Annotated in this window: 18 protein-coding genes and 1 tRNA gene; 8 read left to right on the top strand and 11 right to left on the bottom strand. The window is 57.6% G+C overall.

From position 1 onward, the window contains the following. Positions 1–335 precede the first annotated feature (335 nt). Entirely contained in the window at positions 336–1043 is a 708-nt protein-coding gene (locus AC3B5A_RS07595) for a TetR/AcrR family transcriptional regulator (protein ID WP_489800032.1), read from the top strand. Between the two features lie 92 nt (positions 1044–1135). On the opposite strand, the gene AC3B5A_RS07590 is transcribed toward AC3B5A_RS07595, so the two are convergent. Then, positions 1136–2860 carry a C69 family dipeptidase gene (locus AC3B5A_RS07590; protein WP_489800031.1) on the bottom strand — a complete coding sequence of 575 codons (1725 nt, stop codon included), beginning with the start codon at positions 2858–2860 and terminating at the stop codon, positions 1136–1138. A gap of 152 nt (positions 2861–3012) precedes the next feature. On the opposite strand from AC3B5A_RS07590, the gene AC3B5A_RS07585 reads away from it, so the two are divergent. Both AC3B5A_RS07585 and AC3B5A_RS07580 read left to right on the top strand, forming a co-directional pair. Continuing rightward, a tRNA-Lys gene (locus tag AC3B5A_RS07585) sits at positions 3013–3085 on the top strand. Positions 3086–3204: 119 nt separating this feature from the next. After that, positions 3205–4119 (top strand): nitroreductase family protein, encoded by a 915-nt coding sequence (locus tag AC3B5A_RS07580; RefSeq protein ID WP_489760288.1) that lies wholly within the window; start codon positions 3205–3207, stop codon positions 4117–4119. A gap of 32 nt (positions 4120–4151) precedes the next feature. Here AC3B5A_RS07580 and AC3B5A_RS07575 read toward each other — a convergent pair whose 3' ends face one another. Together AC3B5A_RS07575 and AC3B5A_RS07570 are read right to left on the bottom strand one after the other, a co-directional pair. Next, positions 4152–4919, bottom strand: a complete 768-nt coding sequence (locus AC3B5A_RS07575; protein WP_489760348.1) for an amino acid ABC transporter ATP-binding protein — start codon at positions 4917–4919, stop codon at positions 4152–4154. Between the two features lie 142 nt (positions 4920–5061). Next, positions 5062–6663: an amino acid ABC transporter substrate-binding protein/permease gene (locus tag AC3B5A_RS07570; protein ID WP_489800030.1), complete on the bottom strand. Its 1602-nt coding sequence runs from the start codon at positions 6661–6663 to the stop codon at positions 5062–5064. A 331-nt stretch (positions 6664–6994) separates the two neighbouring features. On the opposite strand from AC3B5A_RS07570, the gene AC3B5A_RS07565 reads away from it, so the two are divergent. The 4 genes from AC3B5A_RS07565 to AC3B5A_RS07550 all read left to right on the top strand — a co-directional run bounded on the left by AC3B5A_RS07565 (position 6995) and on the right by AC3B5A_RS07550 (position 10314). Beyond that, positions 6995–7603: a C39 family peptidase gene (locus AC3B5A_RS07565; RefSeq protein WP_489800029.1), complete on the top strand. Its 609-nt coding sequence runs from the start codon at positions 6995–6997 to the stop codon at positions 7601–7603. 207 nt (positions 7604–7810) lie between these two features. Continuing rightward, entirely contained in the window at positions 7811–8791 is a 981-nt protein-coding gene (locus AC3B5A_RS07560) for a glutamate ABC transporter substrate-binding protein (RefSeq protein ID WP_489760291.1), read from the top strand. Between the two features lie 15 nt (positions 8792–8806). Beyond that, entirely contained in the window at positions 8807–9490 is a 684-nt protein-coding gene (locus AC3B5A_RS07555) for an amino acid ABC transporter permease (protein WP_489800028.1), read from the top strand. Continuing rightward, on the top strand, positions 9481–10314 hold the full coding sequence (locus AC3B5A_RS07550) for an amino acid ABC transporter permease (protein ID WP_489800027.1): 834 nt from the start codon (positions 9481–9483) through the stop codon (positions 10312–10314). The genes AC3B5A_RS07555 and AC3B5A_RS07550 overlap by 10 nt, the downstream gene beginning before the upstream one ends. Here AC3B5A_RS07550 and AC3B5A_RS07545 read toward each other — a convergent pair. The 6 genes from AC3B5A_RS07545 to AC3B5A_RS07520 all read right to left on the bottom strand — a co-directional run bounded on the left by AC3B5A_RS07545 (position 10296) and on the right by AC3B5A_RS07520 (position 15971). Next, positions 10296–11666 (bottom strand): metallophosphoesterase, encoded by a 1371-nt coding sequence (locus tag AC3B5A_RS07545; RefSeq protein ID WP_489800026.1) that lies wholly within the window; start codon positions 11664–11666, stop codon positions 10296–10298. The two genes, AC3B5A_RS07550 and AC3B5A_RS07545, sit on opposite strands and share 19 nt — an antisense overlap. Positions 11667–11750: 84 nt before the next feature. Further along, positions 11751–12596 (bottom strand): phosphonate ABC transporter, permease protein PhnE, encoded by an 846-nt coding sequence (phnE, locus tag AC3B5A_RS07540; RefSeq protein ID WP_489800025.1) that lies wholly within the window; start codon positions 12594–12596, stop codon positions 11751–11753. Further along, positions 12596–13411 (bottom strand): phosphonate ABC transporter, permease protein PhnE, encoded by an 816-nt coding sequence (gene phnE / locus AC3B5A_RS07535; protein ID WP_489760296.1) that lies wholly within the window; start codon positions 13409–13411, stop codon positions 12596–12598. Before phnE (AC3B5A_RS07535) ends, phnE (AC3B5A_RS07540) begins: the two co-directional genes overlap by 1 nt. Next, a complete protein-coding gene (gene phnC, locus AC3B5A_RS07530; protein WP_489800024.1) occupies positions 13411–14169 on the bottom strand; it encodes a phosphonate ABC transporter ATP-binding protein in 759 nt (252 codons plus the stop codon). Before phnC ends, phnE (AC3B5A_RS07535) begins: the two co-directional genes overlap by 1 nt. 127 nt (positions 14170–14296) lie before the next feature. Next, the gene (locus AC3B5A_RS07525; RefSeq protein ID WP_489760298.1) at positions 14297–15232 is read right to left on the bottom strand and encodes a phosphate/phosphite/phosphonate ABC transporter substrate-binding protein; all 936 of its coding nucleotides are present in this window, start codon (positions 15230–15232) and stop codon (positions 14297–14299) included. 202 nt (positions 15233–15434) lie between these two features. Continuing rightward, positions 15435–15971 carry an HAD family hydrolase gene (locus tag AC3B5A_RS07520; RefSeq protein WP_489800023.1) on the bottom strand — a complete coding sequence of 179 codons (537 nt, stop codon included), beginning with the start codon at positions 15969–15971 and terminating at the stop codon, positions 15435–15437. A gap of 195 nt (positions 15972–16166) precedes the next feature. Here AC3B5A_RS07520 and AC3B5A_RS07515 point away from each other — a divergent pair, with 195 nt between their 5' ends. After that, positions 16167–16292, top strand: a complete 126-nt coding sequence (locus tag AC3B5A_RS07515; RefSeq protein WP_489800022.1) for a hypothetical protein — start codon at positions 16167–16169, stop codon at positions 16290–16292. Between the two features lie 372 nt (positions 16293–16664). On the opposite strand, the gene rplA is transcribed toward AC3B5A_RS07515, so the two are convergent. Both rplA and rplK read right to left on the bottom strand, forming a co-directional pair. After that, positions 16665–17360: a 50S ribosomal protein L1 gene (gene rplA, locus AC3B5A_RS07510; protein ID WP_489760301.1), complete on the bottom strand. Its 696-nt coding sequence runs from the start codon at positions 17358–17360 to the stop codon at positions 16665–16667. Between the two features lie 13 nt (positions 17361–17373). Next, positions 17374–17808 (bottom strand): 50S ribosomal protein L11, encoded by a 435-nt coding sequence (rplK, locus tag AC3B5A_RS07505; RefSeq protein WP_489760302.1) that lies wholly within the window; start codon positions 17806–17808, stop codon positions 17374–17376. Positions 17809–18298 lie beyond the last annotated feature (490 nt).

The following is an 18298-nucleotide window of genomic DNA, read 5'->3' as shown; positions in this document are numbered from 1 at the left end:
CGGCGAAGATGCGGTAGTGCTGTTGTGATGCATGGTTCCTCAATAAGTACGATGTGCCCGACTTCAGACAACAAGACAAATCTAGCACCACCTGAGCCGAGCCGCTAAGCCCATCACACGAAATGTAACCTTTCACACATAGACTGAGCACTGCTGACAACCACCACGAAACCGGCGTTCGGCGCGCCGTCACTGCGCAGACATCGCTTCACCGCTTTTACCAGCAGCGAGAATTCCACTCACACTTCATCGCAGCTGCCGCCGAAGAACATGGTACGGCCGCAAACCTAAGGGCGGAGATTCTGTATGATGACAGTATGGCCAACACTTCGAGAATGACGTCATATCAGCGGCGTGAACAGCTGATAGCCATAGGGCGCGCACTGTTCGCCGCAGAAGGTTTCGAAGCGGTGAGCGTGGAGGAGATAGCGGCTACTGCCAAAGTAAGCAAACCGATTGTCTACGAACACTTCGGAGGCAAAGAAGGGCTGTACGCCGTGGTGGTGGATCGCGAGATGCGCAAGCTGACCGACACCCTGATCAACGCATTGTCAGCCAACGACGAGCATCCCCGTCAAATCGTGGAGCGCACCGCATTGGGACTGCTCACCTACATCGAAGAGAATGCCGAAGGATTCCAGGTGCTGGTGCGAGACTCCCCCAGCACCGATCCGGCCAGCTCTTTCAGCTCGCTGTTGGGAGACGTGAGCATGCACGTCGAAGAGCTGCTGGGCAAAGCGTTCAAAGCCCACCACCTGCCCGTCAAGACCGCACCATATTACGCACAGATGCTCGTAGGTATGACCGTATTCACCGGTCAATACTGGGCAAGCCACCCCAAAATCAGCAAGGAACAAATCGCCGCGCACATCGTCAACCTGGCATGGCATGGTCTCTCCCGGCTAGAACCCAAGCCGGAGTTGCGATTCGAGAGCAACAACGGCAAGGCTGCCGGCAGCGCCACCAACGCTGACAATATCGACAACGCGGGCAGCACCGCGAATTCCGACAGCACCAACAGCACCGACAGCCACGCCGAATAACCACACCAGGGGCAGCGCCGCAACCTCGGGAGCCTTGTCTCCAACGAATTCAACAGGCCATGCCGCCCCTGACCAATACCTAACGCACTACGTCAGCGAGGACGGTCGGAGAGCGCAAAAGCATTGTTCATCAGGTCGCTCGACGTAAAGAGCACCTGGGAGAGCAGCTTCTGGTTGCGCGCCTGCAAGTAGTCCGACATGCGCTGATTTGCACGTTCCAGCAGCGTGCGCAACGCTTGCTGAGACGTTGACTGCGCAACCGTGTGAGCAGCCTGATCTGTTTGATCCACAAACATGTGCCCATGCCCCATCACATCTTCATGGAACGCCTCGAGCGCATTGCTGTTGGGATTGTAATGCGCGTCGGCAATCACCGAAATCAAACGGTTGGTCCAATACAACGAGTTGGTGTCCACCTCACCCGTGGTATCACGCAAGTAGGCAGGGGTATCGGCCACTGACGTATAGAACGGCACCGGGCAGGTAAAGGGTTGTGCGCCGAAGGCAAGCCACATCAGCGAACGGTAGGATTCCGGCATGTACGGGCGGATCTGCATGATGGCCATGTGGCCTGTGCGGCTGATACCGATGGGACGATACCGGTGACGAGTCTCTTCGGTCCCCAGACGCCCGTAAGGATCATACGGTGTGTCTTCGTAGTGGGAGCTGAGCACCATGTCCATGTCTTCGAGCGTCACCTTACGCTCAGGCACGCGCGCCCAGGGCATGTCCTCCGAGATGGGAGTAAAACGCGCGTCCGGCGAATCCCAGTCGTCGCTCGGGTTCAGACAACGCTGCATATACCAAGCACGAGGCGTGTTGTAGATGTGGTCCTTGGTGGTGGCCGTTCCAAACACATGGCGCGGGTTCATGTGACGCCACCGGTCTTCCCCACTCTCCATGGACCGGTCAAGATGATTGGCTGCAATAAACTCGCGCATATCCTGCGAGCACAGGAAATCACACGGTTTTTGCTCATCACCGTCGTAGGCAAGTGCCGCCTCAAGATCGAAATCATCAATGCCCAGCTGATTGGGAATCGCGGCGTAGCAGTCGTCAGGCACGCGCTTGGCAATCCAGTGATGCCCACCGATGGTTTCCACGTACCAGACTTCGTTCACATCAGAGATGCTCACACCGTTGGCTTCATATGTTCCGTACTGTTCCAGCAGCGACCCCAAGCGCACCACCGCTTGGCGAGCCGTGTGCACATACGGCAACACCAGAGTGATGATATCTTCTTCGCCGATTCCCCCTGGAACCTCTCCATGCGCCTGCACATCGGAGGGAATGTCACTCACGGCATTGGGCGCCGCATCGGAAGGCAGCAAATCATTGACCTGCAGGCCCGTGTCCAGAATGCTGCCGTCATACGGTTCAGCCTCGCCGTGCAACCGCCAGAACTGGTCTACGGCAAGCTCACCGGCATCACCCTGCGCTTGGGAACCGTTGCCGGCGGCATGTTCGGTGCGCGCCTGTCGCAGCTCGACCATCGGATCGGCTCCGAGCACCCGCTCGTTGACGGCGATGGTTTCCGTGGCACTCATTGCCACGTTGCGCTCGCTCACACCAGCTTCGGCCAGAATACCGCGGTCACGCAAGGCGTCGGGAGCAATCGTGTACGCGCAGGGATCATCCGGCAGATCGATCTCAACGTGGCTGAGCGTGCTGCGGTAGTGGCGCGGTTGATCCTCGGGGCGCACAGCCACCAAACGCTTGGGATCATAGCGACCGTGACCGGAGTCGTCGTCACGCGCAATCAGCGTGGACCCGTCGTAGCTAGCGTTTTTTCCTACAAGAAGAGTGGTACAAGACATAGCCCGATTCTACCTACTGCCCACTACCCATGCCCGCACCATACATACCACAACAATTCAAATTTGACAGGCGGCAACGCCGGAGAGTCAAATTCACAAAACGAGAGACTTCCGTGTGTCTCGTCAAGCAACGCTGTATAATGGCTTTTCGTGCCCCTCTGGCTCAATGGTTAGAGCAGCGTCCTTTTAAGTCGTGGGTTGTCGGTTCGAGTCCGACGGGGGGCACTTTTGCTGTGTTCAGCATTCCCGACTTTCAGCGATGTAGGTGCTTAGTACCGTGTATTGGCCATTCACAGCAGCCAACACGAAACGCTAAGTTCCAGCAGCATGAGAAAATAGTAAGCATGAACACACTTGAGGATCTGGAACAACGACATTCCGTGCGCTCCTACACCGACGAGGCCGTCGATGGCGAAACCTTGGCCCGCATCCAGCATGAAATCGAGGTCTGCAACGCAGCTTCCGGATTGCACATCCAAATGACAAGCGGATTGGACGACGCCTTCATGGGCTGCAAAACGCATTACGGCAGGTTCCGCAATGTCCACAACGCCATTGTGTTGATCGGCAAAGGCAAGGGACTCACTGGAGACGAACTCAAGCACGCCGCCACAAGTGGAACAGCAGAGGATGCCGACGAAATCGCATTGCAAACGAACGTCGGATACTGGGGCGAGCACCTGAGCGTGTTCCTGGTGAGCCTAGGCCTGGCGACCTCGTGGGCCGTGCTCGACAATGCCACCGATGGCTGGTGGGACCTCAACCCGGGCGAACATATCATCTGGGTGTTGGCGTTCGGCCATCCCGCAGGCAGGATTTCGAAATGTCGCAGCAAAGCCATGACTCAATTGTGCGAGATTCCCGATGACATGTCGCTGGATTGCGGTTGCTCCAGCACAGAAGCGAACAGCACAGGTACGGGCTCGCCAAGCGTAAACCTACCCAGCGCAAGCTCACCCAACACAGACAAACCCGGCACAACCGCTGCACCGACGCAAACTGCGGGAGAATCCCAACCGGCACCGCAGTGGTTCCTGAACGGCATGCAAGCCGCGATGCGTGCTCCCACATCGCTCAACCAGCAGCCGTTCGTCTTCACTTTGCACAGCGGAACGAACGGCGAGGCGACCGTAAGCGCCCGAGCGAGCGAGGGGCTTTTCGCCCACGTGGGGTTGGGCTGCGCCATGTACAACTTCGAGATCGGCGCAGGGCCAGAACACTTCAACCAGCTGCTCTGGCGCACGGCAAATCAACAGTGATCCAACCCCGGGTCGATAGACGGATTAGGTTGTTACAGCACCTTTGAGAGGAACGACTTCAGGCGTTCGCTCTTAGGATGGTTGAAAATCTGATCGGGTGTGCCCTGCTCCTCAATCACACCACTATCGGTGAAGATGACGCGGCTGGACACCTCTCGCGCAAAACCCATCTCATGAGTAACCAGAATCATCGTCATGCCTTGATCCGCCAGACGACGGATTACTTCAAGCACATCGCCGACCATCTCCGGGTCAAGAGCACTCGTGGCCTCGTCAAAGAGCATAATCGACGGATTCATAGCCAAGGACCGCGCAATGGCAACACGCTGCTGCTGACCGCCGGAAAGAGAGGACGGCATGGCATCCTTCTTCTCCGACAGTCCGACCAAATCAAGCAAGCGGGCTGCGGTTCGGCGAGCCTCCTCCTTGGGTGTCTTGCGCACCATGGTGGGAGCGAGCGTGATGTTCTCTTCCACACTCATGTTCGGGAACAGATTGAAGTGCTGGAACACCATGCCGATCTGCTCGCGCACCTTGTCGATGTTCACGTCCCTGGAGGCAATATCCTCACCGTTGACCACAACCGACCCCGAAGTCGGCGTTTCCAAGCCATTGAGGCAACGCAGCAACGTTGATTTGCCGGCGCCCGAAGGCCCGATGATGCACACCACCTCACCCTTGCGCACCTGCAGGTCAATGTGCTTCAACACCTGCGTATCGCCGTAGCTCTTGCACAGGTCGCGCACGTTCACCACCAGTTCACCTGCATCTGCTGTGCCGGCTGCAGCGCCGTCGGTCATGGCAGTATCAGCTGCGGTCGCACCCGATACTGTAGCGTTTCCTCCGGCTACACCCATCATCTCGTCCGTCATGGTTTCTCCCATCATCATTCTTCTCATCAGCATTTCTCTCATCGTCGCATCATCGTTGTGGATTCGCGGTTCACTTCTTGTTCAAACGTCGGTCGACAATGTTCGCCAGCCACGTGAGCACGGTGATGGCCACGAAGTAGATGACACCGACCATAAGCAGTGTCTCCGTAACGCGGAAGTTCGCCGCATAGAGCTGTTGTGCCTGGTAGAGCAGGTCGGCGAAACCGATGGTGAGCAGCAGCGAGGAATCCTTGAGCAGAATGACCAGTTGATTGATCACGGACGGTGTGGCGTAGGCAATGGCCTGCGGCAGCACGACTTTACGCATGGTCTGCCCACTGGTCATACCCAGCGAGCGCGCCCCCTCGGTCTGACCGACATCCACCGACTGAATGGATCCGCGGATAATTTCCGTCAGGTATGAGCCGGAGTTGAGCGAAAGCGTGAGCAAGCCGGAGATCCACAGCCAGTGCGGCAGCGAGTGACCGACCATCTGCGGGATGCCGAAGTAGAAGAAGAAGGCCCAGACCAGCACTGGTGTGCCGCGGAATATGGCCGTATAGATCCTGGCAATCCACTGAAGGATCTTGTTCTCACTGACACGCATCAGCCCGAACACCAAGCCAAGAATGAGGGCGACCACGAACGAGAGCACCGTAATGATAAGCGTGTTTTTCAGGCCTGTCATCAATGCCGGGAAGGACTGTTTGACCAAATCCCAGAATCCTACCTTCTTGACGGTTTTGACGCTGTTGGTGTCTTTCGAACCAGTGGCGTTGTCCCCCAAGTAGGTGGTAAGTATCTTGTCGTATTGTCCGGATTCGCGCAGCTGTGCAAGACCGACGTTGAAGGCCGCGAGCAGTTCAGCATTACGCCCCTTGTTGACGGCGAAACCGTAGGAACCTTCCGGAACCTTGGGCGTGACGGCTTTCAGCCCGTTGTTTTGCGAGATGCCGTAAGCGAGCACCGGATAGTCGTCGAACATGGCGGCGGCGTTGCCGGACTTGACCATTTCAACCATTGTGGCCGACTGGTCAACAGGCTTTACAGTGAAACCGTACTTCTCGCTGATCGACTTGGCGTAGGTCTCGCTTTCGGAACCGGTTTTGACTGTCACCGTCTTGCCCTTCAGCCCCTGGTATCCCTTGATGCTGTCGTCGGACTTGGCGACGGCCATCTGCACACCGGACTGGAAGTACGCGTCGGAGAAATCATAGGCTTGGCGCCGCTCGTCCGTCATCGACATGCCTGCGATGACGCCATCGGCCTGATTCGAGCTCAAAGCCTGCACTGCCGCATTGAAGCCAAGCGACTGAATGGTGACGGTGAACCCTTGGCTTTTGGCGATGCCGTTGACAATGTCCATATCGATACCGACGAGCTTACCGTTTTGCCTAAATTCAAAAGGTGCGAATGTGGTATCCGTGGCGATGGTGTAGTGCCGCCCCTTGGCCTTGACTGCGAGCGCCTTCGTCTCGTCGGTGACGCTCGACTTGCCGGACTGGTCAATGCCTTTGTTTGCGCCTTCGGCTTGCGTTGCAGCCGTTGCGCTCACAGCAGTGGAAGCCTGTGCATCATCGGGGAATGCGACAGAGAAGCCGAAGCTGGCCACGACCATCAGTGCGGCCAGCAGGAAAGCGAGCCATTGATGTGCCGATCCCCGCGTCTTCACATGTGTTGTCCTATGTGGAAAACCAGTCATAAATATCCTTCTTTTCGACGTAACAGTTTGTGCGGTTCACTGACGCTCAGCAAGACTCATGTTTGGTCTTCGCCTGCGATGCTCAGCAAACATCCGCTTTTAGTAACTCTTAATGCCGTATTCGTTGTCCGGTCTCATTACGATATGGCAACATCCTATAGCAATTCCGTTTTCGTGTATGTTACAGATATATCACCGCCGAGACAGACCGAACACAGTCACGCAACACTCCGGCCCGGCATTACACTTGTTGTACAGACGCGCACAGCTGCGTTCCTGCCGTCGGCAAGTAAGGGGAACCATGAAAAACGATTTGATCTACCAGTCCACTGACTACACATGCGCCCCCACCACCGTGTTCAACGCGCTGCGCTACCTGTACGAGCGCGAGGAGCTACGCCCGGACGTGGTGTGGTCCGTGTTCACCCGCACGATGGACAATTACGACCCCGATGGCACTTTTGCTGGCAACGGCACCTCGCCAAGCGCCATGTTGGCGCTGATGGACGTGCTCAACATGTACGGCGAGACGGGACGATTCCCCATACGAGCACAGCTGTATCGGGGAGATCAGGCTCTGGCCGGTGCAGCCGGAAGCCCTTTGCGCACTGCGATACAAGATGGGGGAGCCGGCATGGCACGTATCTGGTCCAACAAGATGAATGGCCATTATGTGCTCGTCACCGGATTCTCTCGGCTTCCTGACGGCCAGGACGCGGTGGAGGTGTTCGACCCTTATCTGAATTCAGCTGTCGATGAAATGCAGGTCCAACGTATCGAAAACAAGCCCGGACGCGCCAATCGCCTTATCTCCGTACGGTTGTTCGACGGCGGTGAGCGCCGACCGTACGCCTTGGTCAACGACGAGCACCAACGTCGCGTCATCATTGTTGACCGTGGCGATGCATGATAGCTGGCGCCGTACGAATTGCCGGCATCCGCCATACCGGTGTGATGGGGTTTGCTGATAGTCCAGCATAAGCAACATCAATATCGTAAATACCCGTGTCCGTCCATTTCCGTAACCAACTTGTTTTATACTTACTGGAAGCCTCGCTCCGGCGTGCAGCATCCGTACGTTCAACTTGAGGCGAAAATCAAGAGAAGGAGTAGTGCCATGACCGTCCTTACCCGAAATGTCAAGAAAACCGCATCTCTTATAGCAGCGCTCACTGCAACCGGTATGCTGTTGGCCGGTTGCGGCGCCACCGGCGACACCAAAGCCGACAACAAATCCTCGTCCTCGGCGCAAAGCGAGACGAAAAACTCAGTCGGCAAGCCGCTGGACACCAAGGCTTACGACGCTCTCATCAAGAGCGGAGACGTGGCTTCCGCAGCTGATGTGAATGCGAACAAGTGGGCCGCATCGGTCAAGAAGGACGGCACACTGAAAGTGGGCGCGGTCAAGACTTCCACACTGTTCTCGTTGCAAAGCCCGGACGACGGTAAGCTACGTGGATTTGATGCCGGCCTGTCTCAACTGCTGGCACGATATATCCTCGGGGACGCCAAGACCAGCGTGAACGTGGTAGATTCCTCCACTCGCGAGGCTGTGCTGCAGAACGGCACGGTGGATGCTGTGTTCGCCACGTATTCCATCACCGACCAGCGTAAGGAAAAGGTTGACTTCGCCGGACCTTACTACAGCTCCAAGCAAGGCATTCTGGTGCGTTCAAACAACGACGACATCAAGGATGTCAAGGATCTGGCCGGCAAGACCGTAGGCGTGCAGGAAGGCTCCACAGGCCCCCAGATCGTCAAACAGTATGCCCCAGAAGCCAAGATCCAACAATTCCAGACCGATGCCGAAATCGTGCAGGCGCTGAAGCAGAAGCGCGTGGATGCCTATGTGGTCACACAGTCGTTGCTGCTCGGAGACGTAGCAAAGGACCCGAAGTCGCTCAAGGTGGTCGGCGAAGGCTTCGGCACCGAGGATCCCGCCGGCATCGGCTTGCCTAAGGGCAGCGATGCCACCACGTTCGTGAATGCCTGGTTGAAGAAAATCATCGATGACGGCACGTGGGCCAAGCTGTGGCAACTCACCATCGGCGACCGTACCGGCGTTGACAAAGCCCCCACTCCCCCAACGGTTCAGTAACAGGTTCAGTGGCGTATGACCCAAGCAAATTCGGGATGGGACAGCATCCTCTTTCTCCTTCAGCATTACTGGCGAGACTACTTGGCCGGTTACGGGGTGACACTGCGCATCGGCGTCATCTCGTTCGTCTTGGCTCTGGCGCTCGCGCTGGTGCTCACGGTGTTCAGGGTGAGTCCCATCCCTCCGCTGCGGACTGCGGTTTCCGCGTACGTAGAGGTATTCCGTAACATTCCAGTGCTCAGCCTGCTGATTTTCATCGTCTTCGCACTGCCGGAAGTGGGTGTGGTGCTTGACTACGAGCCGAGCGTAATTGTCACACTGGTATTGGTCGGCTCGGCCTTCGGCTCCGACAACTTGCGTTCAGGCATCAACGCCATTGACGTAGGGCAAATTGAGGCGGCCCGCTCGTTGGGTCTTTCGTTCCGCCATATCGTCTCTTCCATCGTGCTTCCGCAGTCGTTGAGAGCCGTGGTGCAGCCTATGGTCACTCTGTTCATCTCGCTGATCATCAGCTCCTCGACCGGAGCGATGGTGCCGTTGGCTCACGTTGAGTTGACCGGCTTGGTATCGCGCATCAACAACGACGAATCTTTGGGGATTCCCACATTCTTCGTCGCAGCGCTGTTTTATGTGTGTACTGGATTGGTCATTGCTGCCATCGGTCGCTTCTTGGAGAAGAAGGTCATGCTATGGCGATGACACCAACTGAATCCGCACTGTTCGAGTCCGCCGGGCCGCGCGCACGGCGACGTATTGCCATCGGCACCGCCATCGCTTTGTTGGCCGTGGCTGCTCTGGTGGTCTGGGTGGTCATGCAGCTTGACGCGAACGGCCAGTTCGACCCGATGTATTGGAGCCTGTTCGCCAACGTGAACGTGTGGAAGTTCTTGGGGCAAGGTTTCGTGGGAACCGCTCGCGCCGCGTTGGGAGCAGGAGCCATCGCACTGGTGGGCGGTCTGGTCCTCATGTTCGGACGCATCTCGACCATTGCGCCGATTCGTTGGATTGCCACGGCCGTCATTGAGTTCGTCCGGGGCACACCGACCCTGTTGTTCATCTACTTCTTCTTCCTGGTACCCAGTCAGTTCGGCATCCACCTGAGCACATACTGGATGGTGGTCATACCCGTTTCTCTGGGTGCTTCCGCAGTGCTGGCTGAGGTGTATCGCGCCGGCGTGCAGGCGGTGCCTACCGGGCAGAAAGAAGCCGGTCTGTCCATCGGTCTGACCAAGTGGCAGAACTACCGTCACATCATCTTGCCACAAATGATGCAGATCATTGTGCCCACTCTGGTAACCCAGCTGGTCGTGGTGGTCAAGGACACCACGTTCGGGTATGTGGTCACCTATCCGGAGATGATGCAGAACACCAAGGTCATCATCGCCAACTACAACAGCCTGCTGCCAGTATACCTCGTCACCGCGATCATCTACATCCTGGTCAACTACGCGATTTCACACTTCGCACGCTGGCTGACCTACCGTATGGGCAGGAAAACAGTAGATCATCGACCGTTACAGTAGTGCAGGTACTCGTCGAAGAGGTTGTCGACCGTGCGGCTTTCCAAGCGATATGCAGGGAAGGCCGCCGGATCATTCGTAATGATGCGATACCCACCCAGCGGGTCGGCCTGCGGTTCGGCCTCGCCGATATGCCCGATGAGACCGGCATTCGCATAATGGCGGTATTGTTCGGCGCCGAGGTGGAACACCGAAAGCGAGTACGGGGCCGGGAACGCTCGTTTGAAGTCTTTCCGGGCAATCACACCGCCGTGCGGCATGAAGGAGTACCGGTACGAGGCAATGCCGGTCTTGTCGGCCACGTATTGCGCAAAACCGGAGACATCCACCGACTCGTCCATCCAGTGCCGATAGTCCTCAAGACGCAGTTGCCGGGCAAGAAGATCCTCCTGCCCGCTCTCCAGGAAGTTCGCGTCATCCCGACTGCCGGGACCACCCCAATCAGCATCTCGGCGCTCGTCGGCACCATGACCCGGATCCATTCCGTGCATGTCAATCAGACTGGCCTCTCGCGAAAGCACGCTGCCATCATCGCCGATGGTGAAGCGCATGCAGCCAACGTGGGAGCCCTGGTAGCCCGGCTGCACATATACCGCGCCTTGGCTCTCGCCGCAAGCGGTCCGATGCTGGTGCCCACACAGCAGGCCGTCGATGCCCGGCACCTCGCTGAGCATACGGTATGCCTCATCCTCACCGGTCGCATATTCGGTCGGATGCCCGTCGCCCATGTCACATTCGATGCCGCCATGATAGGCCACCACCACAAGATCGCAATCCTGCCGCACCTGCGTCACGGTGTCTCGCACGCACTCCACAGGATTGAGCACATGGATGTCGGCGGTGTTGGCGAATGCCGTCAGTTGCGGCAACGCTCCTGTAACCGCTCCAATCACGCATACGCGCACCTGAGCGACCTGCACCATGCGGTACGCGGGGAAGAGAGGGACTCCGTCCGCATCGGTCACATTGCAGCACACCAGACGCTCCCCCAGCACCGGCACCTGCCTGCGCAGGAAGTCCGAGCCATGGTCGAAATCATGGTTGCCCGGGGCCATAGCGGCATACCCGAATTCCACAGCCATATCGGACAGCGGCGAGGGAACGGAAGACTTGGCAGCACACTGGTCATCTTCCAAGAACGACGTGTATGCACTGCCAAGGAAGAAGTCCCCCGCATCGATGAGGATGCTCGTGGCTGGGTCGAACCGTTGCATGGCCAGAGAACCCGCCATGATACCGGCGGCGTGCCCTCCTGCCACGGACGGATCGTCGCCATCCCACCCGGCGGCCCTCCCAAGAGCCGCCGGGACAAAACCGTGCAAATCGCTGGTTCCCAGCACTGTGACTTCAGTCATGCAATCTCCTTCACCGATGCGTCCGCCCGCAAGATGCACGAGTTAGACGCTTTAAACGCGTTGATCGAGTTCAGCAGGCATCGATTAGAGCAGCTTTTTGCGCAGCCACCCGGTCACCAAGTCGATGACCGCAACTACCACGATGATGCCCAACAGCAGGATGCTCACCCGGTCCCACTGCCGGTTTTGAATGGCGAAAATCAGCGGGGCACCGATACCGCCTGCACCGACCAAACCGAGCGTGGCGGCGGAACGCACCGCAATCTCGAAATGATTAAGCGACAGCGACGCGAAAATGGGCATCAACAGCGGAATACGACCGAACAGCAGAGTCTTGGTAAACCCTGCACCGACGGAAGCCATCGCCTCGGCCGGCTGATCGTTCATGTTCTCGATGGACTCCGTGTACAGTTTGCCCAGCATGCCGATCTGATGCACGCCCAATGCCAGAACACCTGCGGCGGGGCCCGGGCCGACCACCTTGACGAAGATAATGGCGTAGACCAGCTCGGGGAACGCACGAAGCACATCGGTGATGAACTTGGCGACCTTGGGCACGATACGCGCATGCGGCCACAGCGTAGTAGCGCTGATGAACGACCATGGGAACGCGATGACCGTGGAGATGATGACACTCAAAAACGCAATGGCGATGGTTTCGAGCATGAGGGACACCAGATCCTCGCCCGAACCGTCGTAGACATACCCCCAGTCGGGATGCAGGAGCTGCCCGAGCGTGGTGCCGAGCGTGCTGAACGACATCGGTGTTTTATCGGAGTAATCCACCGTGGCGAAGGCCCAGACCACCACCAAGGCCATGAGCGCGTAGCCTGCCCGTTTCAGCCATTGCATGGCTGTCGAAGAAGCAGCGGAACGATGCCCGGCATTGCCGGAGGTACGTGAAGCAGTTGTTGCAGCCACCTTGTTCATCAGCGTACCGCCTTTCTGATGGCCTCGCTCAAGGTGTCCACGATGACGACCAGCACCAGGACAGTAAGGATGACGAGGGATACACGGTCGTAGCGCATGAGGCTCAACGAGGAGTTGAGCATCACGCCGATGCCGCCGGCACCGACATAGCCGAGCACCATCGAGGCTCTGATGTTGATCTCGAACACATACATGGCGTACCCTACGATGTCGTCCATGATTTGCGGAGCGATGGCGGTCCAAGCGATTTGCACACGGTTGGCGCCCACCGACCGTGCGGCCTCGACCGGGCCGAGATTGCTGATTTCAATGGCCTGATAGACCAACTGGCCGACGATGCCGAACGTAAACACGGCGATGGTGGCCACACCGCTGACCTGCCCGATGCCCACGAAGGTGACGATCAGCGCGGCGAGCAGCAGGGTCGGTATGGTGCGGATGATGTCCATGACAAACCTGGCCACACCGGTCACCGCCATATTGGAAGTCACAATCTTCGTGCCCAGAAATGCGAACGGCACAGCGAACACCAGTCCGATCACCGTTCCCACCACCGACATGCGGATCGTCTGCAGCAGTGGAGTCCACAGTGTCGGGAAGAATCCCCAGTCGGGGCGTAACAGTTTCGAGAAGAAGTCTCCGGCCTGGTCGGCGTTGGAGAACACCTCACCCAAGTCGGTTTCCGTGATATTCGCAGCGGCGAGCACACATATGGCCAGCACGGCAAAAGTCAGCGCACGCTTGAGCAACGAACGATGGACGGTCTGCGAGAGAGGACGGCGAGCAGATGCGGCCGTTGATACTGTCTGTGCCATCACCGCTCCTCGCCGCTGTCGGAAGCGGACTGGTAGATTTGCGCGAACATGTCGTCACTGAGCTCGTCGGGGGTCCCGTCAAAGACGATGCGACCTCGACGCATGCCCAGGATGCGCGTGGCGTACCGTTTGGCAAACTCCACCGAATGGATGCTGATCAGCACCGTGGCATGCTCCTCGCGGTTGAAGACCTGCAAGTCGTCGAGAATGGTCTGGGACGTGACCGGGTCGAGCGAGGCAACCGGCTCATCGGCCAGTAGCAACCGAGCCTGCTGCACACGGGAACGGGCGATGGCGACGCGCTGTTGCTGGCCGCCGGAGAGCTGGTCGCTGCGCTCCTGCGCCTTGTCGAGCAGCCCGACGTTATCCAATGCCTGATCGACCAACGCATAATCCTCTTTGGGGAAGATGCCAAACAGCGTTTGCAGGGTGGAATAGCGGCCAAGACGCCCCGATATGACGTTCTTCTGAACCGTGGCATTGCCGACCAGGTTGAACTGTTGGAAAATCATGCCGATTGCACTGCGCATCTTACGCAGCTGGCGACGGCTGGCGTGCGTGATCGACTCGCCGTCGATGCGAATATCTCCCGAAGTCGTGTCTTCCAGCCGATTAACGGAGCGCAGCAGTGTGCTCTTACCTGCTCCACTCGGCCCGATGATGGCCACGAATTCGCCATCGTTCACCTTCAGGCTGATGTCGTCAAGTCCGACGGTACCGTTGTCGTAACGTTTCACGACATGTTCTATTTCAATCATGATGTCTCCGTTGTTGCTCGTTCATCGCCAAGAGCCCAGCCTCGCAATCTGGAATCTTGGCGAGGCAAACGGGCCGGCAGGGGCTGCGCTCAAGTAACTCGCGCAGCCCCTGCCGTTATATCAGCGTCTACTCCGCCGCCTTGTTGATGTAGCTTTCGATGGTGTCATAGGTCTTCTCGTTGACGGGACTGTAACCATCATGGTTCCACATCTTCATCGCCGTCTTGCCTTCCTTGTCGTTCTTCATGTCAAGGAACGCCTGCTTGACCTTGTCTTGCATGGCCTGATCCATCTTGGGGTTCACCGCGATGGCATCGTTGGGAATGTCACCGTCGGTGAGGTACAGCACTCGCAGTTCCTTGTACAGATCATGGCCGGGGAACTTGTCGCCGAAGGCGTTTCTCGTCCCCTCAAACCCGAAGCACGCGTCCTGCTGAGAGCCGAGCACCGCGGTCAGCTCGCTGGGAATATCGTTGACGGTGGTCAGCGTGGACTGGGTGACCGGGTCCACCCCAGCCTTGCTGCGCATCTCCACCACCGGGTAAATGTAGCCACTGGCCGACCCGGGGCTGAGCGTCGCGATCTTCTTACCCTTAAGATCCTTCAACGTCTTGATGGGACTGTCGGAGCGCACCAGCACCTCGGCCTTGTACGAGCTCACCATCTTGTCCGGCGTCGGCCTGCCGGTCTTGCGGTCGTACCCACCGCGCTCGGAAGTCAGCAGAGCCTTGGCAGCCTTCTTATCCCTGGCCTGCACATAAGCGGCCGGAGGCATGACGCCGATGTCCACCTTGCCGGAAGACATGGCCTCCACAATGGTGGTGTGGTCGGTGGCCAGCGTCACCTTGACCGTGCGGCCGAGCTTGCGCGTCATATAGTCCGCGAACGGCTTGGCTTTGGCCTGCATGGAACCGTCGTTGTTGGTGGGAACGAACTGCAACGTCAGCGGCTTGTCGTCCGACTTGGCAGAGCTGGAACTACCGCACGCCGCCAGCGAGGCGCTGACCGCAACGACCGCAGCCGCAGCGAGCATCGTTCTGAGTAGTTTGGAGGATTTTTTCATGACATGGTCCTTTCGAGAGCAACCACTATGCATTGTGTAGCGAAACGATGAGGTGGATATTGATTATCGAAGAAAGATGAACTAATGAATGAAACGATAATGAACGATGAAATATTGAGATAGCTGATACAGCTGAGTACTACAAACGATCAACATACGCAACGGTATGTCCACAACGAAACGGCACACTTACGGTGTCATGTCAAGCATCCTCCCCTCTCCACGCCGAGCACCCATCAATAATGGGCTGATACAGCTCAGGTAGCGTCGCAGCCTGATAGGTTGGATGCGGACCTGAGACAGATGATTCAGGTGTGCGCTCGCCGATGAGCGCTCCCTGAAAACCTTGTGCGACCACTGGTTCAACGTCATTGCTCCAGTAATCGCCGATGCTCAACAAGTGCGTTGAGCGCGCGGTAGCAGTGAGATAAGCGAGATGTTCGTTCCAATGGGAAGGCTTGCCGGCGGAGGCAATGACCTCATCGAACAGGCCGTCGACCCCGAAACGCTGCAGGGTTTGCACCAATCCGGTCGTCGGGGAATTGGAGAGCAACACACGGCGGCACCCCAGCTCTCCCAATGTCTCAAGGAACTCATGGAGTCCATGTGGAGCGTGCACCGAAACCGAGCCGGACGCTAGATCCTCACGACTGGCCAAGTACGCCTCATTGCGCAGCTCGGGCCCTACAGACTCCCCACACAAAGAAACGACGGCATCGTAGCCGTCGTTCCAATCCACTGCACCCGCAATCTCACCCTGCGCGGAATCTTCTGGGCCCTTTGAGATCTTTGAATTTTCTGGGCTCTTTGAATCTGTTGGGCTCGTTGGACCTTCTGAGTTCTTTGGCCCTTCTGAGTTCGCGGAATCCTCAGAATCTGATGGATTTACTGGATTCGCTGGATTTGCTAAAGCATGCAGATAGCGGTACAGCATATGTTCTGCTTCAGCTCGTCGTGGCTCATCGAGATGTGCGAATGCATGGTGCGCGTAAGCAAGAACGGGGCCATCCCCCAGACTTATGGTGCCATCAAAATCGAAGACCACCGTCCCGAGGTATAACTTGTTAGAGGGAATTGGCCGTTGTGTTCGGCCAGTGGAGAACTCCTGCAAGAGCGATTCCTCTAATGGCATAAGTCCGATTATAGCTTAGAGAGAGATATAACACGCCCGTACCTCACATTTTCGAACGGGCATGATGTTATCGCGGTGGAACTCATGTTGCCGACACGGTGGAACTGTCCTAACTGTAGGACTTATCGAAACCATAGAAACAATAGGATCTATCGGAACCATCGAAGCCGTCCGAAACATGACAATTCGCGCGACGCTGCGCAACCTCAGAAAAGCAAAGCGGCGAGACAGCTCAACCGTCTCACCGCTTTTGCAGTCATCCCAGCGCCTGCAAGCAGACGCCTACCGCATCAGCCTCGCTTAGAGCAGCGTGGCGATGTCGAGCGGAATGCCGGGGCCCATCGTCGAGGTGATGGTGGCACCCTGGATGTAGCGTCCCTTCACCGTGGAGGGCTTCAGGCGCTTGATTTCGTCGGCAACAGCCTGGAAATTCTCGGTGAGCTTGGCATCATCGAACGACATCTTGCCGATGATGAACGCCAAGTTGCCGTCCTTGTCCACGCGGAACTCGATCTTGCCGCCCTTGATGTCGGCAACAGCCTTGGCCACATCCATGGTCACGGTGCCGGTCTTGGGGTTCGGCATGAGGCCACGGGGGCCGAGCACGCGGCCCAAACGGCCGACCTTGCCCATCATGTCGGGGGTGGCAACCACGGAGTCGAAGTCCAGGAACCCGCCCTGAACCTTCGTCACCAGCTCGTCATCGCCCACGATGTCGGCGCCAGCCTCGGTCGCTTCAGCAGCCTTGGGGCCGCGAGCGAACACGAGCACCTTGGCGGTCTTACCAGTGCCGTTAGGCAGGTTGACTACGCCACGCACCAACTGATCAGCCTTGCGCGGATCCACGTTGAGACGATACACAGCCTCGATGGTCTCGTCGAAACCACGCTTGGGCATGCTCTTGAGGAGCGCTACCGCCTCGGCGGCGGTGTACAGATTGCTCGAATCGACCTTTTCGGCCGCTTCACGATACGCTTTTGAGTGCTTCTTAGCCATCTGTTTCTCTCCCTTACTCGTTCACCGTGATGCCCATCGAGCGCGCAGTGCCCTCGATGATCTTCATGCCAGCTTCAATGTCGCGCGCCGACAGGTCGGGCATCTTGGTTTCGGCGATTTCGCGAACCTGAGCCTTGGTGACGGAGCCGACCTTGGTGGTCAGAGGATTGTCGGTACCCTTCTTGATGCCGGCAGCCTGCTTGAGCAGCGCCACGGCCGGAGGGGTCTTGGTGATGAAGGTGAAGGAACGATCTTCGAAGACGGTGATCTCAACAGGAATAACCTGGCCCATCTTGTCCTTCGTGGCGTCGTTGTACGCCTTGCAGAAGTCCATGATGTTCACACCGTGCGAACCCAGAGCCGGGCCGAGCGGCGGGGCCGGGTTGGCCTTGCCGGCCTCAATCTGCAGCTTGATTAAAGCTGTGACCTTCTTATTCTTGGCAGCCATACTATGCTTCCTTTTCTTTCGTGCGGTACCAACGGTCGCTTCCCTATTCAGCAGCACGCGCGTTACGACCTCTGCCGTTCCGCTTGGTTTCAGCCGGTTATTGGCCGACTCACCATGCGCACCACCGTGTCCGGAAGTCTCCTCCCGCAATCGATATTGCTGTGCTGTGCTAGCGGGTCTCCCCTCCAGGCGCAAGCCTTTCCATTGTCCCTCTCAAGCCCGACAAGCATTACGCTTCAGCACCAATGACAGGCTCTCTTGCAACGGTCTATCTGTTCCGCTTGCCTCGGGCATGTTCATTTGCCTCGTCTGCTGTATTTGTCTTGTCTATTTCATTTGTCTCAAGCACGCATTCATCCGCCCGCTTCGCTTGCTCTTGGTGCCTCGGTCATCGGCCACTGCCCAACGTCCAACGTCCAATGTCCAATGTCCAAACCGTACCCACAATCCGGATATCACAATCAAACGCGTACATTTCAATCAATATTGC

Source organism: Bifidobacterium sp. ESL1133 (assembly GCF_058107325.1).
Note: the sequence above shows the minus strand (reverse complement) of the source record. Positions and strands in the feature narration are given on the sequence as shown.